Annotated in this window: 21 protein-coding genes; 7 read left to right on the forward strand and 14 right to left on the reverse strand. The window is 66.8% G+C overall.

The window, feature by feature from the left end:
• Positions 1–407: 407 nt before the first annotated feature.
• Together ACQ3DC_RS03340 and ACQ3DC_RS03345 are read right to left on the reverse strand one after the other, a co-directional pair.
• A complete protein-coding gene (locus ACQ3DC_RS03340) occupies positions 408–1,106 on the reverse strand; it encodes a hypothetical protein (RefSeq protein WP_430751518.1) in 699 nt (232 codons plus the stop codon).
• Positions 1,107–1,197: 91 nt separating this feature from the next.
• Positions 1,198–2,535 carry a sensor domain-containing phosphodiesterase gene (locus ACQ3DC_RS03345; RefSeq protein ID WP_430751519.1) on the reverse strand — a complete coding sequence of 446 codons (1,338 nt, stop codon included), beginning with the start codon at positions 2,533–2,535 and terminating at the stop codon, positions 1,198–1,200.
• A 497-nt stretch (positions 2,536–3,032) separates the two neighbouring features.
• Between ACQ3DC_RS03345 and ACQ3DC_RS03350 the strand changes: the two genes are divergently transcribed.
• Both ACQ3DC_RS03350 and ACQ3DC_RS03355 read left to right on the forward strand, forming a co-directional pair.
• A complete protein-coding gene (locus ACQ3DC_RS03350) occupies positions 3,033–3,881 on the forward strand; it encodes an SGNH/GDSL hydrolase family protein (RefSeq protein ID WP_430751520.1) in 849 nt (282 codons plus the stop codon).
• Positions 3,882–4,022: 141 nt separating this feature from the next.
• Entirely contained in the window at positions 4,023–4,496 is a 474-nt protein-coding gene (locus tag ACQ3DC_RS03355; RefSeq protein WP_157241461.1) for an Hpt domain-containing protein, read from the forward strand.
• Between the two features lie 56 nt (positions 4,497–4,552).
• Here the strand turns inward: ACQ3DC_RS03355 and ACQ3DC_RS03360 are convergent, their stop codons facing one another.
• The 7 genes from ACQ3DC_RS03360 to ACQ3DC_RS03390 all read right to left on the reverse strand — a co-directional run bounded on the left by ACQ3DC_RS03360 (position 4,553) and on the right by ACQ3DC_RS03390 (position 10,889).
• The gene (locus ACQ3DC_RS03360; RefSeq protein WP_197432475.1) at positions 4,553–4,693 is read right to left on the reverse strand and encodes a hypothetical protein; all 141 of its coding nucleotides are present in this window, start codon (positions 4,691–4,693) and stop codon (positions 4,553–4,555) included.
• Between the two features lie 115 nt (positions 4,694–4,808).
• Positions 4,809–5,657: an SGNH/GDSL hydrolase family protein gene (locus ACQ3DC_RS03365; protein WP_430751521.1), complete on the reverse strand. Its 849-nt coding sequence runs from the start codon at positions 5,655–5,657 to the stop codon at positions 4,809–4,811.
• Complete coding sequence (locus ACQ3DC_RS03370; protein ID WP_157241459.1) at positions 5,650–6,582, reverse strand: lipid kinase; 933 nt, start codon at positions 6,580–6,582, stop codon at positions 5,650–5,652. Before ACQ3DC_RS03370 ends, ACQ3DC_RS03365 begins: the two co-directional genes overlap by 8 nt.
• A 120-nt stretch (positions 6,583–6,702) precedes the next feature.
• Entirely contained in the window at positions 6,703–7,518 is an 816-nt protein-coding gene (locus ACQ3DC_RS03375) for an MBL fold metallo-hydrolase (protein ID WP_157241458.1), read from the reverse strand.
• Between the two features lie 132 nt (positions 7,519–7,650).
• On the reverse strand, positions 7,651–8,811 hold the full coding sequence (locus tag ACQ3DC_RS03380; protein ID WP_430751522.1) for a family 16 glycosylhydrolase: 1,161 nt from the start codon (positions 8,809–8,811) through the stop codon (positions 7,651–7,653).
• 150 nt (positions 8,812–8,961) lie between these two features.
• On the reverse strand, positions 8,962–9,882 hold the full coding sequence (locus tag ACQ3DC_RS03385) for a siderophore-interacting protein (RefSeq protein ID WP_430751523.1): 921 nt from the start codon (positions 9,880–9,882) through the stop codon (positions 8,962–8,964).
• A complete protein-coding gene (locus tag ACQ3DC_RS03390; protein ID WP_430751524.1) occupies positions 9,882–10,889 on the reverse strand; it encodes an ABC transporter substrate-binding protein in 1,008 nt (335 codons plus the stop codon). Before ACQ3DC_RS03390 ends, ACQ3DC_RS03385 begins: the two co-directional genes overlap by 1 nt.
• Before the next feature lie 125 nt (positions 10,890–11,014).
• Here ACQ3DC_RS03390 and ACQ3DC_RS03395 point away from each other — a divergent pair, with 125 nt between their 5' ends.
• The 3 genes from ACQ3DC_RS03395 to ACQ3DC_RS03405 are packed head-to-tail and all read left to right on the forward strand — an operon-like array spanning position 11,015 to position 14,027.
• The gene (locus tag ACQ3DC_RS03395; protein ID WP_430751525.1) at positions 11,015–12,100 is read left to right on the forward strand and encodes a FecCD family ABC transporter permease; all 1,086 of its coding nucleotides are present in this window, start codon (positions 11,015–11,017) and stop codon (positions 12,098–12,100) included.
• A complete protein-coding gene (locus tag ACQ3DC_RS03400) occupies positions 12,097–13,200 on the forward strand; it encodes a FecCD family ABC transporter permease (protein WP_430751526.1) in 1,104 nt (367 codons plus the stop codon). The genes ACQ3DC_RS03395 and ACQ3DC_RS03400 overlap by 4 nt, the downstream gene beginning before the upstream one ends.
• Complete coding sequence (locus ACQ3DC_RS03405) at positions 13,197–14,027, forward strand: ABC transporter ATP-binding protein (protein WP_430751527.1); 831 nt, start codon at positions 13,197–13,199, stop codon at positions 14,025–14,027. Before ACQ3DC_RS03400 ends, ACQ3DC_RS03405 begins: the two co-directional genes overlap by 4 nt.
• A gap of 206 nt (positions 14,028–14,233) precedes the next feature.
• On the opposite strand, the gene ACQ3DC_RS03410 is transcribed toward ACQ3DC_RS03405, so the two are convergent.
• From ACQ3DC_RS03410 to ACQ3DC_RS03425, 4 genes are all read right to left on the reverse strand, one after another.
• Positions 14,234–14,713 (reverse strand): hypothetical protein, encoded by a 480-nt coding sequence (locus tag ACQ3DC_RS03410; protein ID WP_157241455.1) that lies wholly within the window; start codon positions 14,711–14,713, stop codon positions 14,234–14,236.
• A 525-nt stretch (positions 14,714–15,238) separates the two neighbouring features.
• Positions 15,239–16,726: a dihydrolipoamide acetyltransferase family protein gene (locus ACQ3DC_RS03415; protein WP_430751528.1), complete on the reverse strand. Its 1,488-nt coding sequence runs from the start codon at positions 16,724–16,726 to the stop codon at positions 15,239–15,241.
• A gap of 2 nt (positions 16,727–16,728) precedes the next feature.
• Positions 16,729–17,841 (reverse strand): alpha-ketoacid dehydrogenase subunit beta, encoded by a 1,113-nt coding sequence (locus ACQ3DC_RS03420; protein ID WP_430751529.1) that lies wholly within the window; start codon positions 17,839–17,841, stop codon positions 16,729–16,731.
• Positions 17,838–19,058, reverse strand: coding sequence for a thiamine pyrophosphate-dependent enzyme (locus ACQ3DC_RS03425; protein ID WP_430751530.1), 1,221 nt, complete (start codon positions 19,056–19,058; stop codon positions 17,838–17,840). The genes ACQ3DC_RS03420 and ACQ3DC_RS03425 overlap by 4 nt, the downstream gene beginning before the upstream one ends.
• Before the next feature lie 385 nt (positions 19,059–19,443).
• On the opposite strand from ACQ3DC_RS03425, the gene ACQ3DC_RS03430 reads away from it, so the two are divergent.
• A complete protein-coding gene (locus ACQ3DC_RS03430; RefSeq protein ID WP_430751531.1) occupies positions 19,444–19,674 on the forward strand; it encodes a hypothetical protein in 231 nt (76 codons plus the stop codon).
• Between the two features lie 125 nt (positions 19,675–19,799).
• Positions 19,800–20,264, forward strand: coding sequence for an Lrp/AsnC family transcriptional regulator (locus ACQ3DC_RS03435; RefSeq protein ID WP_321214217.1), 465 nt, complete (start codon positions 19,800–19,802; stop codon positions 20,262–20,264).
• 229 nt (positions 20,265–20,493) lie between these two features.
• On the opposite strand, the gene ACQ3DC_RS03440 is transcribed toward ACQ3DC_RS03435, so the two are convergent.
• A complete protein-coding gene (locus ACQ3DC_RS03440; RefSeq protein WP_430751532.1) occupies positions 20,494–21,705 on the reverse strand; it encodes a MinD/ParA family ATP-binding protein in 1,212 nt (403 codons plus the stop codon).
• Between the last annotated feature and the right edge of the window lie 1,562 nt (positions 21,706–23,267).

Consider the following 23,267-nt stretch of genomic DNA (forward strand, 5'->3'; position numbering starts at 1 on the left):
CGCACGTTATGCGCGCCTCCCCCGGCATCCGGAATTGAGGACGCATGCCGTGCGCTCAGCCCATTCCCGCGGGCCCCGCCCAGGCGCCGGGAGCGCCGGTCCCGCCTCCGCCACGGTCGTCATCCTTTCCGCAGCAAAGGCATCGTTTGTACAAGCCGCCGTCCTCGGTGTGTTCGACGTGCCACTCGTGGCGGAGGTTCAATCTGCACATCAGGGCCTGCAACATGGCTTCTCCTCACTGAGAAATCCTGCCGTCCCCCCATCTCAAGTATGTTCCACGGACCCGTGCCTGGAGTAGGTCTGGTGGATTGAGGGGTTGGCACCACGGCGGCGGCCCCGGGGAATGCGCGCAAGGAACGGGGGTTTTGGATCTGGCCGCCCCCAGCAGCGGCCAGTCCGTCAGGGGATCAGCGCAGGACGCCGCATACCGCCGGATCGGTGGCTTCGGCAGGCAAGGCACCGTTCAGCTCGCTTGCGCCTTCGGGGTCGCTGAAGTTGTAGGTTCCGTTGCCGTCGTAGTCCAGCCCGTGGATGACCAGAACGCCTTCGCCTTCCCGGATGGAATCCGCGATCTGCTTGGCCGTGCCGAGTCCGCCGGCACCGGGGTAGCCCGTTCCGGCGACATCGGTGAATTCGATATTGTCCCGGCTGTAGCTGAAGGTCCCGTCGCTGGAGACGGGGAAGCGGGCCACATCGAGGAAGCTGGCCGGGGTGGTGTCCCCCGTGGTGTTCAGCGATACCACCACCGGGCCGTAGGCCGGTATCCCTTCAACAGTGTTGATGCGCCCGTCCCGGTTCGAGTCCTGGGCAAGGGTGGGGCACTCGTTCAGTGCGTCATTGCCGTAATGGATGTGCTGGGCGTGGGGCGCGTCCGGTGTCAGGCCCTCAGCGTGGACCTCGATGTGTTCGATCTTCTGGTTCTTCACCACGGCCGTTGCGGTACCCGATGCGCCGGAGCCGTTCAGTTCGCTGAGCACAGCCGTGAGCGTGACGGACTTGTCCGGTGACTTTCCGTTATTGGCCAGAACGGGGCCTGCACCCAGGGATACCACTGTGATTACAGCTGCTGCCGCGCCGCCAATAGCCAGCTTGGAATTTCTGTTCATTTTCTGCTCCCTACCAGGGGCCACCGAGGAGGTTCCGTGACCTCTCTGTGATTCGCACCACCATGGCTCAGGGATGGGTGGTCCCCGCAGGTTACGGATGTTCGTGCCGTTCCGCCGGGCGGGTGGAGGGGTTGTGGTTTGAGCCCGCACTGGACCACTGTTTCCATTCCTCCGTGGCCACAGTGGGCCTGCCCAGCAGGTACCCCTGGCCTGCGCCCATGCCCAGCTTCCGCACGGCGGCAAGTTCAGCCTCGGTTTCAATCCCTTCGGCAACGAGGGAAGCACCGATCTCCCGGGCGAAGCCGACCATGGCGGCGCCCAAAGCCTGCAGGCCAGCGTCGGCGTTGATGCCGGTGATGACCTTCCGGTCGAGCTTAATCAGGTCTGGCCTGAGTTCAACGATGTGGCGCATGGAAGCGAACCCTGCACCGGCGTCATCTATAGCAATCCTCAAACCCGCGCTCCGCAGTGGAGCCAGCACTCCTCCAAGTTGGCCGTAGTCGGCCACTTCGTGGTGCTCCGTCAGTTCCAGCACGATGCGCCCCAGTGGAATGCCGCAGCCCAGCAGGAGACCGGCCACCCGATTATCAAGGCACGCCCCGGGGGAAAGGTTGACGGCCACGTAGAGGTCTTCCGGCAGGGACTCCGCGGCAATCAGGGCCGACTGAAGCGCAATTATTTCCAGGTCAACACCCAGCCCCACAGAGGCGGCCTCAGCAAACCAGGCCTCCGGGGACATCCCGGGATCGTCAGCGCTCAGGAACCTCGTCAGCGCCTCCGCCCCGATCACAGCGCCGGAGTCCGAAGCGCGGATGGGCTGGAAGGCCGTCAACAAAGTGCGGGAGGAAAGCATGGCTTCTACCCCGGCGAAGGCTTCTTCGGCCGCAGCGTCATGGGCCGGGGGCGCGTCCAGGGCTCGCGTGGTCCCCTCGAAGCCGCACACTTGCCCCTGCCCGTCAAAGATCGACCTGCCGGAAACCTCAACAAGGACCCGGCGGCCGTCCCGGTGCCGGCAGGTGGTCACGAGACCGGACCATGAAGCGTCAGGGCCCTCCAGGCCCACCCTGTCCTGCAGCGCCCGGGCCAGGTCATCGGGTTCGATGATCTGGCTGTAGTGCTGGCCGATGAGTTCGGAGGGGTCATACCCGAGGAGCTCCCGGGACATTGGCCCGGAAAAGGTGAACCTGCCGTCCGGGCCGATGGTCCACAGCCATTCCCTGCTGGTGGCCAGCACAGCTTCCAGGAGATGGGACGCTCCGGACGCGGCGGAGGATTTCCTGCTCTGTATGCGCAGCAGCGCCCACACCAAGTAGACAGCAACCGGCGCAATCACGGCGGCGAGCACAACCACTCCCCACGGTTCCCTGAGCAGGACCGCCGAGACGCCAAGCGCGAGGATCAGGCCGGCCAGGAAGCAGGAGTACAACATCCATGGCCGCAACGGGGAGGGCCGAAGCTGTGCCTGCCCGCCGGGGACCGGGGAGCGGGAAGAATCATTCTTCGCCGGTCGGGGACTGCCGGCCGGCGGGGGCTTCCGCATCAGGGCACCTCAGGGTTTCCCCGTGCCGGCCTCAGGATTGGCCGGTCCCGCTTTGGCACCGTAGACGTACCGGAATGACTGAAAGGTCGAAACGCGGACACTGCTGACTGGAGCCATGGTTCCCCCCGGAGACCAATTACCAAACATGTTTAGTAACTCAATATAGCCTGACGGCATGCCTGTGCCCGTAACGCTGTAGTAACGCCATGGAAGGTAGGGCCGGGCGGACCGCTCGACACACAAGCCAGAAGCCAGGAGCCACGGCACCTGGCAATACGCCAGGGAGAAGAACCGTGAAGAACACATCGCCTAGGGAAATCCGGATCACGCATTCTGAGCCAGGGGCAAGCCCATGCGCCCGCACCCGAAGGGGCAGTGCGGGGCGCATGGGTCTGCTGGCCGCCGTCATCGCCGGACTGCTGGCCGGCTCCGTCGCTGCGCCGGCAGCCGCCCAGGACGCGGCGCCGCTGGACTACGTCGCCCTGGGGGATTCCTTTACCTCCGGCATCGGCGCCTCCCCGTCTGTCACCGTCTCTCCTCTCTACCCCGCCGAGCTGCAGCCGTGCTACCAGTCATCGCCTGGCTACGCCGATGTGCTGGACACCCAGGACCACGTGCAGCTCACGGCCAACGCAGCCTGCGCGGGCTGGACCGCCGCCATGGTGCCCCTGCAGGTCCAGGTGGCATCCGCCGCCGGCGTCCTGAACGCGGAAACGGACCTGGTGACCATCACCGCCGGAGGGAACGACGTCGGGTTCGGGAACCTGCTCGGGGCCTGCATGCTGCGCCCCCTGGAGGTTTGCGCGGCGGAGGTGAAGGCCGCGGAAGCCGTTGCCCAGGCCGTGGTCCTCCCGGCCCTGACCGCTGCCTACGCAGCCATCCGCGCCCAGGCACCGAATGCCAGAATCGTGGCACTGGGCTATCCGCACCTGTTCTCCCCGGAAGTCGGGGCCAACGGCTACATCACCAACGAAGCGGCGAAGGTCTTCAACAAAGGCACGGACACCCTGAACAAGGCCATCAAGGACGCGGCCAAGAAGTCTCCCGGAACCGTCTACGTCAGCGTCACCGACGAGTTCGAGGGACACGGCGTCGGCCTGCCCGGCTCCTGGTTCTTTTTCGATCCGGCCGACCCCTTCAGCGGCATGAGCTTCCACCCGAATGCCACCGGCTACGCCCTGGGCTACGCTGACGCCATCCTCCGCGAAGCGAAAATCCCCGCCCTCAGCAACTGACGGGGCGCCGCACCACCGATCGGCCAAGAATTGATGAAATGTTGATTCTGGAGCAGAGCTTTCTTGACGGTGGACCGCCAGAATCAAGTGGTTCGGCCGAGCCGCTGTGGCTCGGCCCGTCACTTGAACGGGGTAAACCTCATGGTTATCGACGTGAAAATCGTGTCCGGTGAGCTCCAGGTCCCGCAGACGGTTAATGCGGGCAGCTCAGGCCTGGGGGCACGAACGGCTGGGCACGCGCCAGCGTTCGACCTCGCGCCGATCATGGAAATTGGCGACGATCTCAGCCCGGAAATCGCGCTCAGATTTCTGTCTGACTACCTGAGCATGATTCCTGGCCGCTGGTCCCGCATCCTCCTGGCCCTGGACGACGAAGACCCGGACGTGGTCTTGGATGCCCTGGTCAGTTTGAGGATCACCTCGTCTATGACGGGCGCCTTAGAGGCAGAAACGCACTGCCGGGAGCTGGAATTGCTGGTGCGTGCAGGGTGCACTGCCAAAGCACGGGTGGAAGCCTCGAAGCTCGGCCCGAAGCTTGAGCGCCTCTTCTGCGCGGCCCCGGATCTGCTGAAGCAGGCTCAAGTCAGCCTGCAGAGGCCGATCTCCGGTAAGTAAGGACCGTCGCAGGAGAATCCCAAGCGGGTTATGCCGTGGTTGGGACATGCATCGGCTCAGCCACGCATCAGGACGTAGGCGGCCAGAACCAGGACCACCGCCAGGACGACACCAAAGATAAACAGCGGCTGGCGACCACCTTTGGCCGGACCCGGCCCCCTGCGGCGACCGTGCTTTCGTTCAATTACATTGGCCATGCGCAGACTCTACGCATCCCCACGCTTCGGCGCCTGCGTATTTCCTACTCGTTTTACAAATTCCGCACCACGTGGTTCGGGGCGGCGTCGGCAGCCCTGGCGGCACCCGCCCGGCTTACCGCGTCAGGCCCGCCCAGGACTCCAGGAACTTCCCGGCGATGTAGGCGTGGCCGGCGGTGTTGGGGTGGGCGCCGTCGGCGTCGAAGCCCGGACTGTTGGCGCCCGTGAACCAGTTGCCCTCGACGGCGTCGATAAAGGGTGCGTTGGCTGCCGCGGCACCGGCCCGGACGGCGCTGTTCACGCCGCGCAGCCCCTCCGCCAGTGGCTGCGGCGCCGACGGCCCGAGCACCACCACCTGGACACCCGGCCAGAACCTCCGTGCCGCCTCGATGGTCTGGGCAGTGGCGGCTTCCACTTCAGCCGGATTAGCGACGGCGGAATCGTTCTGTCCGCCCTGCAGCACCAGGACGTTGGGCACGAAGGCGGCATTGTCGGCGATCTTCCGCAACCGGACTTCGTACTCTTCACCCCCGTCGTCCTGCGCCCCGCCGCCCCAGGCGAACCCGGTTCCGCCCGCGCCGTCCACCGTGGCGGGGTAGCCGAGCTCCGCGGCAACCAGGTACGCCCACCCCTGGTCCGGCTGGTCCGCCCCCACCCCGGCCGTGTACGAATCGCCGAGAATCAGCAGGACGGGCTCGGCGGGCAGCTCAATTCCCGGCGTTCCGCCCGTTGCAGGCGCGGCGGTACCGCTGGGTGTCGGCGCCACGGAAGCTGTAATTGTCGGCGCGGCGGCCGCGGGGCTTGCGGCCGCCGGGCCCGCTTCGTCCGGGTTCGGGGGTCCCATCAGGGCAATGGCAGCCACCCCGAACGCCAGCACGGCCAGCACAAAAAGTCCGCCGTACTTGAGCCATTCCTGCCTGGACCTGAAGGCACCGCCGGCCGGCCGGCGCGGCCCGCTAGCCATCGAACCGGGCACTGGTGCTGCTTTCCGGCACCACAACGTGCACGGCATTGCGCTCGATGGTGAAGTCGGCGGGCGTGGCCGTGGCGATCTCGCCGTCGAGATTCACGGGCATGGGCGGCTCGGTAACCAGCCGGACCCGCCGGGTGGTCAGGTGGTGCACGCCGTGGCGCTCCACAAAGCTGCCGTCCTTCAGCAGCCGTGCGATCCGCACGTGCTCGCGGAGCGGCGCCCCGGGGATGGCGTAGATATCCAGGAGGTGGTCGTCAATCCCGGCCGTCGGCGAGACCGTGTTGCCGCCGCCGTAGTGGCGGCCGTTGCCCACCGCCACCTGCAGCATGTCCTCGAGCTCCAGCGTGCCATGGTCCCCCTCCGGGAACTCGAGCCGGGCCCGGAACGGCCGGTGGCGGGCGTAGGCGCGCACGGCGGCCACGGCGTAGGCGGCCGGACCGAGGTACCGCTTCAGGCGGGGGCTGAGGGTCTCGGTGACCCCGACCGACAGGCCAACGGACGCGACGTTCAGGAAGGGCTGGCCGTTCGCCCGCCCCAGGTCGATGTCCACCACCTTGCCGCCGGCGAGCGCGGCGCAGGCGCCGGCAAGATCGCCCGGGATCTCCAGCGTGCGGGCAAGGTCGTTTGCGGTGCCCAGCGGCAGGACGCCGAGCACGATTCCGGTCCCGGCGAGCCGGCCGGCGGCACAGGACACCGTTCCGTCACCGCCGCCAACCACCACCAGGTCGTGTCCGTCGGCCACCACCCGGTCAAGGATTCCGGGCAGCTCCGCGCCGGACAGCACGTGGTGCACGGAGGAGACGGGCAGGCCGGCCCTCTGCAGGGTGTCCACCGCCAGCTCGGGCGCCGCCGCTCCCAGGCGCGCCCCGGCGTTTATCACCACGGCAGCGGAGTTCGCCTCTCGGGCAACCTTCATGGGGAACATCCTAGGCGGGGCGGGCTGGGAAAACGCCGGGCTGCCGGGCTGAAGGTCCCCCCTGCGAAACACAAGGCGAACGACGGCGGCACGCGGCCGCCGTCGTACGTTCTACTTTGGCTAGTGCTCGCGGCGGGTCTCCTGCAGCCGCTTGATGAACCAGCGCGACTGTTCCGGCCCGTAGGGCAGGACCGGGATGGCCTTGGTGGCGTCGTCCGGGGTGTCGCGGATGGACTGGCGCGCTTGGCGGACCGCGGTGGTCAGCGTGTGGGCCATGGTCTTGACGAACTGGTCGCTGCACGGCTTCCCGTGCCCGGGGATCAGGAACTCGTAGCGGTGGCGGAGCGCCGAGATGTGGCGGAGCACGTCCGCCCACTCCTCCGGGTAGGAGTCCTCGAAGGACGGGTGCGCGCCCTGCTCCACCAGGTCCCCCACATACAGCGTGGTGGGGGTGCCCACCAGCAGGTCGCCGTCCGTGTGGCCGCGGCCCAGGTAGAACAGGGTGGCGGTCAGCCCGCCGAGGTCAACCAGCACCGGCTGGTCCTTGACGATGGCGTTGGGGACCACGAGCTCCACGTTTTCGCCCTCCCCGGTGGACATCTCCGGCTCCAGCGTCCCCACGAAGCGGCGCTGGAGGTCCCCGCGCTCTTCGATTTCGGTGGCGCAGTTCTGGTGCGCCCAGAACTCGGTGGCGCCGGCCTCCGCAAACACCGCGTTGCCGAAGAAATGGTCGTAATGCGCGTGGGTGTTGACCACGACGAGCGGCAGCTGGGTCTTGTCCCGCACCGCGTCCAGAATTTCCTGGCCCTGCCGGGGGCCGCAGCCGGTATCGATCACCATGGCCCGCTCGGATCCCACCACCAGTCCGGTGTTCAGCAGCGATCCTTCGGTGACCAGCACATAGTTGTTCGCGCCGACTTCGAGCCATTCCGACATTGTTTCTCCGTACCTCCGGCAAAGCAGTGTGCGTTCCTCTAGGCGTTGATTGTACCTACCGGCCCCTGAAGTTCCCGGGACCCGCACGCATGCCGGTGGCCGGGCCTGCCGGAAAACCCGGGCGGACCGTGCCTAGTTCCTGGCCCAGATGGCCACCCAGTCGACGTACACGTGGCCGCTGGTCTCGGGTGCCGGGCAGCCTGTCAGGCAGGACTCGGTCTGCAGGAGGTAGCGCATTGGCTTGTCCGGGACCATTGACGTGGCAACGCCGATGGACTTGCCGTCAAGGAAGAATTCGATGCGCCCGGGGCTCCACTCGGTGGTTGCCACATGCCAGTCCGTAAACGGAACGTTGGGACGGAAGACGTCGAAGGTGTGCCCGTCCGGGCCGATGCCGTGCAAGGCAGCATAGATGACTTTGGACAGGTCCCCTTCCGGGAAATCGACCTCCCCGTCCTGCGGCCACTGCTTACTGACGGGCCAGAGCAGCCAGGCCACCTTGAAACCCGGCACGGAATCTGCCTTGAAACGCACGGAGTAGCGCCCGTAGAGCTGGCTGTTGTACGGCGGCTGGCTGGCGCCGTCGAATTTCGGGGAGGGTGCCGCACCCATGGAGACGCCGTTTTCCGAGTGCAGGTACATATCCAGGAGGCCGTCATGGACGCTCAATACCTTGGATGGAAAATAGCCGGACGTTCTGGCGGCCTTTTCTTGCGTCTTGGCATGGGTGTCTGGCGTGCCGTCCTTGTAGGTCTCGGTCCATCTCGAACCGTAGATGCCGGGAAAACCGCCCAGGGGCACGTCCCCGTCCGTGAAATCCTCAACAAAGACCTGCCTCCAGCCGGGCAGGTCGCCCACCGGCACGGCTTCAAGGGAGGGTGAGGACTCGGTATTGGCAGCCGGCCCGGACCCGCCGTCCTGGGCGGGCTCCGGGGATGCGGTTTCCGCCGTGGGTTCCGGAAATCCGGCCTCGGCAATTGGCTGCGGCGGCCCAGGATCAGAAGTAGTTGGCTCCGGGGAAGCAGCACCCGTAGCGGGCTGCGCCGAGCCAGTCGCCTGGGTCACCGGCTCTGCGTCTTTCCCTTCTGGAGGCTGGGGTCCAGGGGTATTCGCGGCAACGCTGAGCGAGCCGATTGTGAGCGCCAGGGAAACTATCATCAGGACGGCGCCGCCGGTCCGCGCGGGCTGCCTGATCGACTCCGCCGGTGACGTTCCGTCCTCAGGGACAGGACGCCGCGGCGTCCGTGGCGCACCCATCCAGGCGAAAAGGCCGTTGCGGGGCCTGTTTGCCATGTGTCCTCCCAGCGTGGTCCGCAGGGGACTGCGGGCAAGAACGCAGCGCCCCGGTCTGATCCCCTTCCGTCCAGCCTAGGTGCGACGCCGCAGCCGGTCACGAGTACCGAGTACTCATATTTGGGATTCAACTCCCGCCCGGGTACCTGCCTAGGTAGCTGCCAGCGGAATGCCGTTGGCCCCGGAGCCTGCCTTGCCCCGGCTCCAGTAGCCGCGGAACTCTGACGTTCGAGGATCAAGCCCGGCGCCAACAAGGCAGCGGCGAAGGGCCCCGACGGTTCCCGTTTCGGCGCCCACCCAGGCGTAGGTGCCCGGGCCAACGCCGTTACGGGCGACGGCGTCCCCGACGGCCTGCTCCAGGCGCCGGCCCCGGGGGACGGCGCCGCCGCCGCGGTCCAGCCACGTGATCCCCACGTCGCTGCGGGTAGTGATCGGCAGGACGCCGCGGGCATCAGGGACTTCCAGGTAGGCGTTTCCGGTGAGGTGTTCGGGAAGGGCCTCAAGGATGGAGCCGATGGCCGGGACGGCGGTTTCGTCGCCGGCGAGCAGGACGTGCCGCGCACTGCCCGGGTTCCAGTTGATGCCGGCCTCCGGCAGGGGCGTGGCGGCGGTGACCGCGGCGGCATCGGGTCCAACGAACCATGCCGTCTGCCCGGGTACGACGTTCCGCGCCCAGGCCGAACCGGGCCCGGCGTGGGCGGCGGGGCCGTCATGGAGCACAACGTCGATGTCGATGTGCGGCCCGCCGGGGCCCTGGCGGATGGCACGGACGGTGTAGCTGCGGATGAAGCCCCGGCCCGGCTGCTCCTGCCGGAGCCAGGCCTGGTACCAGCCCGGTTGGAGGGTGCCATCGGGGGCACCGGGGGGTGTGAGGGGGTGACCCGGGGCGGGCAGGATCAGCTTGACGCGGAGGTCCAGGGTGGGGCCCGGCACCCCGAACCCCCGCAGTGACGGACCGGCCAGGGTGATGCGGCGGAAGTGCGGGCCCAGGTCCCGCACTTCCGCCACTACTGCCTCGAAGACCCGGACAGGGTGCCGGGACACCGATGGTGAAGCAGCCGTCCGCAGCATTAGGGCAGCTGCGGATCCACGCCGTAGTGCTTGGCCAGGTCGGTGATCACCGCGTGGGCGCCCTGGATGCTGACCGAGGCCAGGAACGTGGCGTCGTCCACATTGATGACCTCGCCCTGGAGCCGCTGCCACAGCGGGTTGGACGTGAAGGCCTCCCGCTGGGCGCGGGCCTTGTCCCCTTCGGCTCCGGCCGGGGTGAAAGCACTGACCATGACCAGGCCGGCGTCACCCTGCAGGATCTGCTCCGCGGACAGCGGCACGAAGATTTCCTTCTCGCTGTCCGGCTGGTCCTTGGGACGCGGAATGTTCATGTCGGCCATGATCTCGCCGATGAAGGATTTGGAGGAGTACAGGCGGGCGGTGTCGCCGCCGGTAAAGCGGACCAGGGAGTAGGTGGCGTCCGGTTTCTTGGCCAGGATCTCAGCGCCGACCTTGGCGGCACGGTCCTCATAGGCCTTGACCAGTTCCTCGGCCTTGGCCTTCTTGCCCAGGGCCTCGCCGAGGAAGACGACGTTCTCCTTCCAGGTGGGGCCGGTGCTCACGGAGAAGATGGTGGGCGCGATCCTGGACAGCTGCTTGTACAGGGCCTCGTGGCGGACCTTCGCGGAAACGATCAGGTCCGGCTGCAGTTCGAGGATCTTTTCCAGGTTGGGTTCGGCCAGGGTCCCCACGTTCACGGAGTCCTTGGTGGCCTCGGCGACGTCGCCGAGGTAAGGGGCGAAAGGCGCTTTGGGGTCCTGCCGGTACTGCACGTAGCCCACCAGGTCAGCCTCGAGCAGGAGGGCTGCGTCGATGTAGCTGGGGTCCAGCGCAACGACGCGCTTGGGGGCGGACTCGATGGTGGTGGAACCCATGGTGTGGTCCATGGTCAGCGGGAAGCCGGCCGCTTCCGCAGCGGTGGAGGTGATGCTGCTGGTGCTGGCTGCCGGGGAGGCGCAGCCGGCGGTGGCCAGGAGCACCAGGCCTGCGGCGGCAGCGGTGAGCTGCCGGGTGATGCGAATGTTCACGGGGATGCCTTCGAAAGATTACGGGGGATGCGGGGCGTTAGGTAAGGCTTACCTGTGCCTGCCGTAGACTGTAGCAGGACTTCGGGGATTAGCTCACAAACCCGTGACGTAATAGAAAGCCGCATGTGAAAACGCTTAATGCTGGACCGGCGCCGGGGCCGCCCGTGGCCCGGGAGGCGCATCCTTCCGCCGGCCCCGCAGGCGTCCCCGGCAGGAAGCCGCCCCGAAACAGCACGGCATGGCTTATGGCTTCGGCCCTCGCCTTGTTCGCGGCCTGTGTACTCAGCCTGTGCATCGGCGGCCAGCCCTCATCCCTGCAGGAGGTCTGGCACGCGGTCTTCACCCCTACCGGGGACGTGATGGACGTGACCGTCCGCGAACTGCGCTGGCCCCGCACCGTACTGGGCGTCTGCGCCGGGATCTGCCTGGGCCTCGCCGGGACCCTGGTGCAGGGACACACCCGCAATCCGGTGGCGGACCCCGGCCTGCTCGGCATCAACCAGGGCGCGGCCTTGGCCATTGTTGCCGCGACGGCGGTTGCAGGCGAGCTCCCCGCCCTTACCCAGGCGGGACTGGCCTTCGCCGGAGCGCTGGCGGCGAGTGTCCTGGTGTTCATGATCGGTTCGGCGGCCCGCTACGGCGCCACCCCGGTCACCCTGGTCCTGGCCGGCGCCGCCGTCACCGCCCTGTGTTCCGGGCTGGTGGCGGGAATCGTGCTGCTCAACGACCAGGCGCTGGACACCCTGCGGTTCTGGCAGGTGGGATCCCTGGCGGGGCGCTCAGGCGCCCTTGACCTGGTCTGGCCGTTCATCGTCGCCGGGGTGGCGCTGGCCCTGGCGAACATCCGCGCCCTGAACGCCCTCGCCCTGGGATCAGACACCGCAGTTTCCCTGGGCATCTCCGTGCTGCGCGCCCGTGCGGTGGGGATCGGCGCCGTCACCCTGCTGGCCGGGACCGCCGTCACGCTGGCCGGCCCCATCGCCTTCGCTGGACTGCTGGTCCCCCACCTCACCCGCGCCATCACGGGCCCGGACTACCGGTGGCTCGTTCCGTTGTCCCTCTTCACCGGGGCAACCCTGGTGCTCCTTGCGGACACGGCGGGCCGGCTCATCGCCCGCCCCGGGGAACTGTCCGTCGCCGTGGTCCTGGCCGTGGCGGGCGCCCCGTTCTTCGTCTACCTGGCCCGGCGCCGGAGGCTGGCTACGCTATGACCCTCCTGCAGGAAACACAGCCCCACAAGCCCGGCCCGGGTGCCACCGGCATCAGGGCGCTGCGCGCCGGGCCGGTATCCGTCCGCGTCAACGTCCGCGCCATGGTTGTTGCGGGGCTGCTCGTCCTCGGCACCGTGGCGGCCATGGCGCTGCACGTCGCCTTCGGCGGCACTCCCCTGGCATACCCGGATGTCCTGCGGGCCCTGCTCGGCGATGACTCCAATGCCCGCATCCACCTTGCCGTGACGGAGTTCCGCGCACCCCGCATGGTTGCCGCCGTCGTCGTCGGTGCCTGCCTCGCCGCGGCAGGCGCCATCACCCAAACCGTGGCACGCAACCCGCTGGCCAGCCCGGACCTCCTGGGCGTGACGGCAGGGGCCTCCCTGGGCGCCGTCAGCGTGCTGGTGATCGCCGGCGGCGGGCATGCCGGCCTCAGCGGCGTGGCGGCAACGGTGGGCATGCCGGCGGCGGCCTTCGGTGCGGGCATCCTCAGCGGCATCGCCGTGTACGTGCTCTCCTACCGGCGGGGCCTGGACAGCTACCGCCTGGTGCTGGCCGGCCTGGGCATCTCCGGCCTGGCGGCAAGCCTCACCACCTGGATCCTCACGCTGGGCGACGTGACCAGTGCCGCCCAGGCCCTCACCTGGATGATGGGTTCCCTGAACGGGAAGGAGTGGGAGACCGTGCAGCCCTTGGCGCTCAGCGCGGCCGTGCTGCTCGTGGCGGGCATTGCCAGCGGCAGGTGGCTGCTGCTGACCAGCCTGGGTGAGGACACCGCCGTCGGGCTCGGCGCCCGCATCGGCACCGTCCGGCTGGTTGTGCTCACTATCGCCGTCCTGCTCGCCTCGGTGGCCACGGTGGCAGCCGGGCCGGTGGCATTCGTCGCGCTGGCCAGCCCACGGATTGCCCGCGCCCTGGCCGCCACGGTGGTTCCGCCCGTTGGTGTGTCCGCCCTGGTGGGCGCCATTTTCGTGCTCGCGGCTGACACGGTGTCCGCGAACGTCCTTGCTGCTCCCCTGCCCGTGGGCGTGGCCACGGCCGTAGTGGGCGCGCCTTTCCTGGTCCACCTGATCCTCAAGTACCAGCGGAGGCTGAGTTGAACACGTCCACAGAGCAGCAGGAGGGCCTCCGCGCCAGCAGCCTCAGCCTCGGTTACGAGGGGGCCGACATCATCAGCAACCTGTCGCTTGAGGTCCCCAATGCGCAGGTCACCTCGATCATCGGCCCGAACGGCTGCGGCAAGTCCACGCTGCTGCGGGGGCTGGGCAGGCTCCTGGCGCCGCGGGGCGGCGAGGTGTTCCTCGACGGCGCCCCGCTGAGGCAGCATTCCACCCGCCATATTGCCACCCGGATCAGCCTGCTGCCGCAGACGCCCACGGCGCCGTCGGGGCTCACGGTGGCGGACCTCGTGTCCCGGGGCAGGCACCCCCGGCAGAAGTGGTACCAGCAGTTTTCGGCGTCCGATGAGTCAGTGGTGGAGGCGGCCCTGGCTGCCACCGACATCCTGGAGCTGGCCGATACACCGCTGGACGACCTCTCCGGCGGGCAGCGGCAGCGCGCCTGGATCTCGATGACCCTGGCGCAGGAAACGGGGATCCTGCTCCTGGATGAACCCACCACCTACCTGGACCTGGCGCACCAGGTGGACGTGCTGGAACTCGTCCGCAGGCTGAACCGCGAACACCGGCGCACAGTGGTGATGGTCCTGCACGACATCTCGCTCGCGGCCCGGTACTCGGACCACATCATTGCCATGAAGGACGGCGCCGTCATGGCGCAGGGAACCCCCGCGGAGGTCATCACGCCGGCCCGCCTGCTGGAGGTGTTCGGCCTGGACGCGCATGTGGTGCCCGAACCCACGGAAGGCCGCCCGCACGTCATCCCCCTCGGGACCGCAGGGGCCGCTGCGGTGTCGGTGCAGTCTTGAGGAATTCTTGACGCAATGCCCGCCTGTTCTTGAGCCGCCGGGTCCAAAGTGTTGAAAAACAGACCGGGGCCGATGGCGGAGGCGGCGGATCAGCGTCGATTCGCAAAGAAGCCGTCGGCCCCTGCGCCTCCCGAGCCCTGCTGCCCCGTGCGATCACCACCGCTGGCCCTCCAGGCGGCGCCGCAGGGAGGGCCGTTGGCCTGGTTTTATGCCAGCAGTGCGCAGATGTCCGTTACATCTCCAGTACCGCTGAACACTCTTTCTTCAGTCCCATCCGCTTTGAGGGCAAAATTGAAGTTTCCCTCCAACAGATAGATTCCCGGCAATTCTGAGTTTGACTCCCGCGGATTAAGCACCACGTTCAATCCGGTCACGGTGACTTCCGTTGTGCCGTCAGCCTCTACCTGTGCATGCGTGCTGCCCGTAATGAGAAAGGTTGCTTCCTCTCCAGTCTTCAGGTTGGTGATGGTTACCTCCTGCCCCGGAGATGCTATGAAGAATCGGTCGCCGGGAAGGTCAATAAACTTTGATTTACCGGTAACCACCAACTGCACCGGGTACTTGCAAAGCTGGTTGGCCTTGAAGGTCACATCCAGGAGGACGTCACCACCCGGGGCAGCAGTAGCGGGGCTGGCACTGGCAAAAAAGGCAAAGAACAGGGCGCACAGGACTAGCAGTTTCTTCATCGGAAACTCCATTCAAGAATTCAGGTGGGCGCGCAGGGGGAAGCTATATTCAAAACAAATGCGCGCAATGGACCATGCTGATACTCGGCGTTGAATGTTCAGCATCCGCGGCAGCCACATTAGGTGACTCCGCGGACGGATTGCGGGCGCGGCGCAAAGTGCCGGGGTTATCTCCGCATAATTTCTTACTTAGTGAGTAAATTCGGCTTCTGTATCGACTGAATGACGATCACCAGATGGCAGGATGTTAGTCCGCTGATTCCGGGCTTGTGAAGCACTAAAGGCGAAATAGGGGGCTTGAATAAGAAGTAGGGGGGACCTGCACGCATCGGCTGCCGAACTGGCGGTCCTTGGCCCTTTGCACGGAACACGAACGACGGCGGCACGCGGCCGCCGTCGTTCGCTTTGCCTTTCGAGGCTGGTCCCCACATCGAGTGGGAGAGGGTTTGGGTTAAACCCACATCAAGTGAGAGATGGTTGGAATTAAACCGACGTTAAGTGAGAGAGCGTCGGGTGGGTGGGGGGTTAGAGGTCGGCGAGGAGGGTGGTTGGGTTTTCGATTGCGTCGGCCACGAAGCGGAGGAAGCCGGCTGCCGTGCCGCCGTCGCAGACTCGGTGGTCGAAGGTCAGCGTCAGTTCGGTGACCTTGCGGACGGCCAGCTCGCCGTTCACCACCCACGGCTTGTCGATGATCCGGCCTACGCCCAGGATGGCCACCTCGGGGTGGTTGATGATCGCAGCGGAGCCGTCCACGCCGAACACGCCGTAGTTGTTGAGCGTGAAGGTGCCGCTGCCGAGCTCGGTGGGGGTCGCCTTGCCCTGGCGTGCAACGTCGGTGAGCCGGCGGATCTCGGCGTCCAGTTCACGGGAGGTCAGCTTCTCGGCGGCGCGGACGGACGGGACCACCAGGCCGCGGTCGGTCTGGGCGGCGATGCCGAGGTTGACGCCGTCGAACGAGACAATCTCCTGGGACCCATCGGACGCAGTCTCGATCCGCGTGTTCAGTTCCGGGTACTTTTTTAGCCCGGCTGTGACAAAACGCGCGATGAACGCGAGCAGGCCCGGCACCGAGGAGCCGCCGGCCTTGAGCCCCTCGCGGAGCTCCAACAGACCGGTGGCGTCCACGTCCACCCAGACGGTCGCCTCGGGGATTTCGGAACGGCTGCGCGCCATGTTGGCGGCAACGGCCTTGCGCACGCCCCTGACCGGTGTCCGGGCAGCGATGGGCAGCCCGGTCCGGGCGTCGACGCCCTCCGGAGCCGCTGCAGGTTCGGCAGTCTTGGTCTCAACCGGCTTGGTTTCGGCAGGCTCGACCACCGGGGCATGGATGGCCTTCTCCACGTCGCGCCGCATGATCAGCCCGCCCTCGCCCGAGCCGGGGAGCTCGCCGAGGTCCACGCCGTGTTCCCGGGCCATGCGCCGGACCAGCGGGGAGATCACGGCACCGAGCCTGCCGGGAACGCGGGTGCGCAGCAGGGTGAGGTCGTCCTCGGTGGGAGTTTCGGCTGGCTTGGTGTCGACAGGCTCAGCCAAGGCAACGGATGACCTGCGGGCACGGGTCCGCCGGGCAACACCGTGCCCGCCCGGGGTCCCGTAGCCGATCAGCACGTTGCCGGACCCGGCCTTCTCCTCCTCGCGGTATGCCTCCGCCTCGGGGTGGGCTTTGGCGGGCTCGGCTGCGGGCTCGCCCAGCTCGGTTTCGGCAGGCTCCACCACCGGTCCGGCAGGCTCGGCGGGGGCGGCATCATCCGCGGCGGTGCCAGCCACGGAGACAGGCGTCACCGAGATCAGCGGCTTCCCCACGTCCAGGGTCTCGCCGGGCTGGCCGTGCAGCTCGGCCACGATCCCGGCGTACGGGGAGGGCACCTCAACCGTGGACTTCGCGGTCTCCACCTCGGCGATGGGCTGGTCCACGGAGATCTCGTCCCCCACGGCAACGTGCCAGGACACCAGCTCGGCTTCGGTCAGGCCCTCGCCCAGGTCCGGCAACAAAAACACACGCGTTTCACTCATGGTCAGTTCTCCCACTGAAGGTCGTCGACGGCGTCGAGGATGCGGTCCACGCCGGGCAGGTAGTACTTCTCAAGCTTGGGCGCCGGGTACGGGATGTCGAACCCGGTGACGCGGCGGATGGGGGCGGCCAGGTGGTGGAAGCAGCGCTCCTGCACCCGGGCCACGATCTCCGAGGACACGGACGCGAAGCCATGGGCTTCGGCAATCACCACGGCCCGGCCGGTCTTCCGCACCGACGCACACACCGTCTCGTCGTCGAACGGCACAATGGTGCGCACGTCGATGACCTCCAGCGAGCGCCCTTCCAGCGCGGCGGCCTCGGCGGCGGCGAGCGCGGTGGGGACGGACGGGCCGTAGGCGATCAGCGTGGCGTCCGTGCCGGGACGGGCGACGGCGGCGCGGCCTTCGGTGGTGCGTCCCGCCGCGCTGCCTTCCGCGTGAAGGCGGCGGAGCTCGTCCAGGTCCACCAGGTCCTTGGACCAGTAGAGCTTCTTGGGCTCCATGAACATCACGGGATCGTCGGAGTCGATGGCCTCGCGGAGCATCCGGTACCCGTCCGCCACGGTGGCCGGGGTGAACACCTTCAGGCCGGCGGTGTGGGCGTAGTAGGACTCGGAGGAGTCGCAGTGGTGCTCCACCCCCCCGATGCCGCCGCCGTAGGGAACCCGGATCACCATGGGCAGCTTCACGGCGCCCTTGGTGCGGTTGTGCATCTTGGCCACGTGGCTGACGATCTGCTCGAACGCCGGGTAGGCGAACGCGTCGAACTGCATCTCGATCACCGGGCGCATCCCGTTGATGGCCATGCCCACCGCCATGCCCACGATGCCGGACTCGGCCAGCGGGGTGTCGAAGCAGCGCTGCTCCCCGAAGGTGGCGGTGAGCCCGTCGGTGATGCGGAACACCCCGCCCAGCATGCCCACGTCCTCGCCGAACACCAGCACGGACGGATCGGCGTGCATGGCGTCGGCCAAAGCCGTATTCAACGCCTTGGCCATGGTGACCGGCTGCGGGCCGGACGCTTCCGCGGTGGCGGCGGCGGAGGCTGCTGCCCGGGCGGTGGCGGCGCTGACGTTGCCGTTGGCCTCGGACGAGGTGGTGATGGTGGGGCTCACTTGCCGGCCTCCTGTGATGATGCTGCGTCGCGGGCGAGTTCGTCGGCGAGCAGGGCGGACTGTTCCTTCAGCTGGGGCGTGGTCTTTTCGAAGACGTGGCGGAAGAGTTCCTGCGGGTCCACGGGGACGTCCTCGCTGAGGCCGTCGCGCAGCTGCGTGGCCACGGCTTCGGCGTGCCCGGCGATCCGCGCTTCCACGGAGGGGTCCAGCAGGCCGCGGTCCGTCAGGTAGGTCCGCATCCGGTTCACGGGGTCCTTGGCGCGCCATTCCGCAACCTCGCTGCTTTCGCGGTAGCGGGTGTCGTCGTCGGCGTTGGTGTGGGCCTGCATGCGGTAGGTGTTGGCTTCCACCAGCAGGGGGCCGGAGCCTTCGCGGGCCAGCTTCACGGCGCGGTCCAGGACGGCGAGGAGGGCCACGACGTCGTTGCCGTCCACACGTTCGCCGGCCATGCCGTAGCCCACGGCCTTGTGCGCGAGCGACGGCGCCACGGACTGGTGCGCCAGCGGCACCGAGATGGCGTACTTGTTGTTCTGGACGAAGAAGATGACGGGCAGGTGAAAGACGGCGGCGAAGTTCAGGGCCTCGTGGAAGTCGCCTTCGCTGGTGGCGCCGTCGCCGCACATGGCCAGCACCACGGTGTCCTCGCCGCGGAGCTTGGCGGCGTGGGCCACGCCCACGGCGTGCAGCAGCTGGGTGGTGAGCGGGGTGCACTGGATGCCCACCTTGTGCTGGAGGGGGTTGAACCCGCTGTGCCAGTCGCCGCGGAAGATGGTCATCACCTGCACGGGGTCCACGCCGCGGGTCATCACGGCGACGGCGTCGCGGTAGGTGGGGAACATCCAGTCGCCGTCGGAGAGGCAGAGGGCGGCGGCCACCTGGCAGGCTTCCTGGCCGTGGCTGGACGGGTAGACGGCCATGCGGCCCTGCCGGACCAGCGCGGAGTTCTGGTCGTTGACGCGGCGGCCGACGACGAGCTGTTCGTACGCTGCCAGCAGTTCGCCGTCGCCGGGCAGGGGGTATTCGTGGCCGGGTTCGGTGCCCTGCTCACTGTCCGGCAGGAGCCGGCCGGCCGGGTCCACCATCTGGATCTGGTGCCGGGCCGGGAGCATGTAGTCCTCGGCGCTGATGCCGAACTTCTTGGCCGTTTCCGAGAGGTCATTCCCGGCGGGCGCCGTGCCGGTGTGTTCCGGCGCGGTGTGGTCTGCGGAGATCGTCATTGTTCCGTCCTTCTGTTGCCACTATTCCTTCCCAGTATCCGCCCGGGGCAGGTTTCGTATCCAGCTCCCTGAGGAATCGTGGAGAAGCTGCGCGATTATGCCTGCTGCGGGAGACAAATTGTAAGTGTGAGCCAGATTACTGGCAGGGTGCGTGGACAAAATGGCAGCCGGGGACGCCGGGGCCCCGGTGACCACGCCCCTTCCCGGACCAGGTCCGAGGCTGATAGCCCGTGCCAAAAGTCCCTTGACCTCTCCTTCATGCGGGACCACACTCGGAAGGTGCGCAGGGTGCGGAGGGACAGTGCAGTCCTTTCTGCCCCGGAACCGCTGTGGGCAGGGCGGCATCTCTTACACCGAAGAATTACAAAGAGTGGGGGCAGCTGTAATGGACATTGAGAAGTTGTGGGACCGGCTCGAGCCGGAAACGCGGCAGTGGCTGGTGGACAATCCCGGATGCAGGATCCTTCCCCGGACCGTCGTGGCGGCGATCACCAAGGCCACCGGGGTGCAGGTTGAACAGGACAGGCACGGGGAAAGTTCCCTCTCCCCCAGTGACTGCGACTTCCTCCGCACCGCATCGCAGCTGCAGGATGCTAATAGCCGCAAGTCTCCGTAGCCGGGCCTTTGGCCGGGTTTTCGCATCCGGCATCCCGTGAGCTGAAACGATCGTGCCCGATTCTGCCTACACTGGAAGACGAATTGTAAGTGTGGGCCGGATTACCGACGGGGGCCGTGGAGCAAGTGGCAGCCAGGGATGCCGGGACGGAACCCGTCCCGCTGGACGAGATCGACCGCAGGATCATTGCCGAGCTGACCCGGGACGGCCGGATGTCCGTCACGCAGGTGGCGGAGAACGTCCACATTTCCCGGGCGCACGCCTACACGCGGATCGGCCGGCTCACTTCTGAAGGGGTGCTGTCTAAGTTCACGGCGCTGGTGGACCCGATCAAGGCGGGCCTCCGCTCGTCCGCCTACGTGACCCTGAAGCTGAAGCAGGATGCCTGGCGGGAGCTGCGAGACCAGCTCGCCGTGATCCCCGAGGTGCACCACGTGGCCCTGGTGGGCGGCGACTTCGACGTGATCCTCCTGGTCCGCGCCGTGGACAACATCGACCTGCGGCGGGTCATCTTCGACCAGCTGCAGTCCATGCCGGGCGTGCTGGACACCCAGACGTTTTTGGTGTTCGAGGATTTGGATACGCGGTAGCTCTTAGTGGCGGGCTCTTGCCCGGATCAGTCCTGCGGCCAGGAGTCCCATGCCCGCGAGTGATGCCAGCATGCCGCCCAGTGCTACAGCGTATTCGTTGATCGTCATTCCGTTGCCCCTCCCCTGCTGTCCTGCCCTGATGCGCCCAAGCTACGCCCGGAAGCTCAGCATTGGCCGCAGGCACGGCGAGGGTTTGGTCAAGATTTGGGCACGGTCTAGGGAGATGGCTCTACCGGTACCCGTCCACAATCGCCGCAGCGATCTCCTTGTACGCACGGCGGGTCTCCGGCTTCAGCACGTCCAGGGTCACCAGGTCACCGTCCGCTACCCCACGGTCGTGCGGAACGGCAATCAGCTCGCGGCAGATGCCAGAGAGGTGCTCCTCGATCGCGTCCTTGTCAACGCGGGAGGAGACCTCATCTTTGTCGGTGATCACCACGATGGCGTTCCGGGCCAGTTCCTCGTACCCGTGGCTGGCCAGCCACTGCAGCGTGCTGCGGGCGCGTTTGGCGCCGCTGACGGCGTAGCCAGCGGCGATCACCAGGTTGTCCGCTGATTGCAGGATCCCGCTCATCGCGTTGTGGGTGACCCCCGTGCCGCAGTCCGTCAGTGCTACGGAGTAGTAGCTGGAAATGAGTTTGCGGATCCGCAGGTACTCGGCGGCCGTGAGGGAGTCTGAGACTTCCGGGTCCTGCTCCCCCGCGATCAGGTGGAGCCTGCCGGCGTGGTGCATGTACCGGGCCAAGGCCGTGAGCGAGTCGATGGACTCGATGTTTTCCAGCAGGTCGGTGATGGTCCGCGGGCTGGACTGCTGGTAAATGCCTTCACCCAGGGCGCGTTCCACCAGGTCCCCGGAGTCCGGGTTGGCGTCGATGGCGCAGGGGGCGTCCCCACGGTATTCGGCGAGGGTCAGGCCGACACCCACGGTGGTGGAGGTCTTGCCGATACCGCCCTTGAGGCTCAGGATCGCGGTGTTGTAGCTGCCCTGGAGCTGGCGCGAGATACGGCGCGCCAGCTCATCCTCCTGGCGCTGCTTGGCACTGGGACCCAGGTTCCAGGCGCCGCCGGTCATGCTGTAGAGCGCACCCCGAATGCCGCCGACGGGCCGCGGCTTCTGCTCCTTCACGAACAGCCCGGGTGAGCTGATGAAGTCGGGCATGGGGCTTTCGGCGATGCTGTCGGCAACAGTAGGCCGGGCACGGCGGAAGCCAGGCGATTCAGATGGAGCGGCCGGAGGGGCCGGCATCGATTCACCCTCCGGCGCACCAGGCACAGAGGTGATGGTGCCCGGTGCAGTGGGCCGCGCAGATACCGGCGGACGAGCGGGGACTGCCGGCTGTGCGGCGTCGGCTGCGGCTGCTGCCTCGGCCCAGGAGGTCCGGGGAGTCAGCGGCTGGCCGTCCGCGGGCTGGGTCGACGGGCTGGGAGTTACGGCTGGCATGGCTCCTGTCCAGGCATCCGATAATGAGCCGTCGGCGCGACGAAGGTCGCGGCGTCGGCGCAGCTGCGGCTGCCCTGCATCCTCTGCTTGGGCGCCTGCATTGTGATCCGCCGGATGTGGCATGTCTGTCCCCCCAGGACGTTCGGCAAAAGATTCTGCGGCACTGGTTCAACCAGTAAGTCTAGGGGCTTTGGTTGGACGCACTGGTCAGCGCGGCACCAGGGCAGCAGAAACTACCACTGCGGTGAGAACCAGAAGGAAAATCAGTAGAGCATAGCCCTGCCACTTGGGACGGCCTTTGTGGGGGTTAATGTCAACGTATGGCATGGCTAGCGAAGGTTACCTCGGGGCGCGGGGGCGGGAGCACTGGTCCGCACGGCTCGCCGCTTGAGCCGCAGCACTTGGTACAGAAGAGTGAAGGGAACCAGCAGGGTGCCCAGCAGCAAGGACAGCGCAAAGGCATACTCGGAAAAAGCCACAATAGCCTCCATCGGTCACAGTGATCCCCATCGCTCATGACCTAACCACGTGATGCGAAAATTGACAAATCATGTCAAAGATAGCTCCTGTGATCCACAGCCTATCAGCGATTGACAGCCACCATCACAGCAGCAGATGTTGCCACCGCCAGCAAAGTGAGCAGAACGTATGACAGTAGTCGAGACTGGCGCTTGACTCACCTGGGCCGGGGAACGCCGGACCGCGTAATAGCCCCTCATACGTACCCGTGCCGTGATGCTGCAAAACATGAGCTCAAGGAATGCTCACGTCGCGCTGTTTGTGACATCCCGTCTCGTCGGCGCAGCAGCCTAACATCAAAACCTCTTAGAAAGCACCGTGGCAAACGGTTCCTCATAGCTTTCCGTCGGAGGCAAGCAGAGCAGAACAGATATATTCGGAAGCGTGACTGCTCGCGCCGGTTGGGCAGATAGGAAGTGCCCTCATGGGCGTCGGAGTGGCGTCGCAATGTGCTCGCACCAACCGCCGGCTGCAACCAATTTCTATGCGCCTACCTCTAGTCATCCGGCGTAACGGACACTGCTGCTAGCCGCGCCTTGGCGGCGCAGCATGTATGGCCCCGAGGCCAATAGCTCCAGTCTCAATAAAATATTGCGGTCACATATTAGCGGTCCTAACGTTGGGCCAGGCACCACAGACGAGCGGCAGCGAGGCCTCCTTCGGCGGAACTTCGCATCGCTTGCGAGGGCCATCGCCGGCTCAAAGTCCACGAGCAGCTTTCGTCTCGACTGACGCGTTCGGTGTCACCAAAGCTTGGTCCGGGCACCCAGTGGCTGCATTCGTACGCGCCTCCGCGCGGGAGGGGCCTGTCAGTATTCGGTGGAGTCAGTGAACAGTCGCTACTTGGAAGCCCAGTGAACATGGATACTCAACACGTACGTCCCACAGCACAGTTGGACATTTGTCGGACCACGTGATGGGTGGCATCTTGCATGTGGGGACCAAGCAGCACAAGGTTTGTTGCACGCATGCGTCCAAACTAAGAATCCATTACCGGGTGCCAGAAGAGCAGCGACAGGCAGCAGGCGTGTTAGTGCGTTGAG

Source organism: Paenarthrobacter sp. NEAU-H11, assembly GCF_050573415.1.
In the GTDB taxonomy this organism is placed as follows: domain Bacteria; phylum Actinomycetota; class Actinomycetes; order Actinomycetales; family Micrococcaceae; genus Arthrobacter.

Coding starts and splice junctions, on each gene's coding strand:
- ACQ3DC_RS03340 (WP_430751518.1), bottom strand. CDS start 1,106: ATGAACAGAAATTCCAAGCTGGCTATTGGCGGCGCGGCAGCAGCTGTA.
- ACQ3DC_RS03345 (WP_430751519.1), bottom strand. CDS start 2,535: ATGTTGTACTCCTGCTTCCTGGCCGGCCTGATCCTCGCGCTTGGCGTC.
- ACQ3DC_RS03350 (WP_430751520.1), top strand. CDS start 3,033: ATGGGTCTGCTGGCCGCCGTCATCGCCGGACTGCTGGCCGGCTCCGTC.
- ACQ3DC_RS03355 (WP_157241461.1), top strand. CDS start 4,023: ATGGTTATCGACGTGAAAATCGTGTCCGGTGAGCTCCAGGTCCCGCAG.
- ACQ3DC_RS03360 (WP_197432475.1), bottom strand. CDS start 4,693: ATGGCCAATGTAATTGAACGAAAGCACGGTCGCCGCAGGGGGCCGGGT.
- ACQ3DC_RS03365 (WP_430751521.1), bottom strand. CDS start 5,657: ATGGCTAGCGGGCCGCGCCGGCCGGCCGGCGGTGCCTTCAGGTCCAGG.
- ACQ3DC_RS03370 (WP_157241459.1), bottom strand. CDS start 6,582: ATGAAGGTTGCCCGAGAGGCGAACTCCGCTGCCGTGGTGATAAACGCC.
- ACQ3DC_RS03375 (WP_157241458.1), bottom strand. CDS start 7,518: ATGTCGGAATGGCTCGAAGTCGGCGCGAACAACTATGTGCTGGTCACC.
- ACQ3DC_RS03380 (WP_430751522.1), bottom strand. CDS start 8,811: ATGGCAAACAGGCCCCGCAACGGCCTTTTCGCCTGGATGGGTGCGCCA.
- ACQ3DC_RS03385 (WP_430751523.1), bottom strand. CDS start 9,882: ATGCTGCGGACGGCTGCTTCACCATCGGTGTCCCGGCACCCTGTCCGG.
- ACQ3DC_RS03400 (WP_430751526.1), top strand. CDS start 12,097: ATGACCCTCCTGCAGGAAACACAGCCCCACAAGCCCGGCCCGGGTGCC.
- ACQ3DC_RS03410 (WP_157241455.1), bottom strand. CDS start 14,713: ATGAAGAAACTGCTAGTCCTGTGCGCCCTGTTCTTTGCCTTTTTTGCC.
- ACQ3DC_RS03415 (WP_430751528.1), bottom strand. CDS start 16,726: ATGAGTGAAACGCGTGTGTTTTTGTTGCCGGACCTGGGCGAGGGCCTG.
- ACQ3DC_RS03425 (WP_430751530.1), bottom strand. CDS start 19,058: ATGACGATCTCCGCAGACCACACCGCGCCGGAACACACCGGCACGGCG.
- ACQ3DC_RS03430 (WP_430751531.1), top strand. CDS start 19,444: ATGGACATTGAGAAGTTGTGGGACCGGCTCGAGCCGGAAACGCGGCAG.
- ACQ3DC_RS03440 (WP_430751532.1), bottom strand. CDS start 21,705: ATGCCAGCCGTAACTCCCAGCCCGTCGACCCAGCCCGCGGACGGCCAG.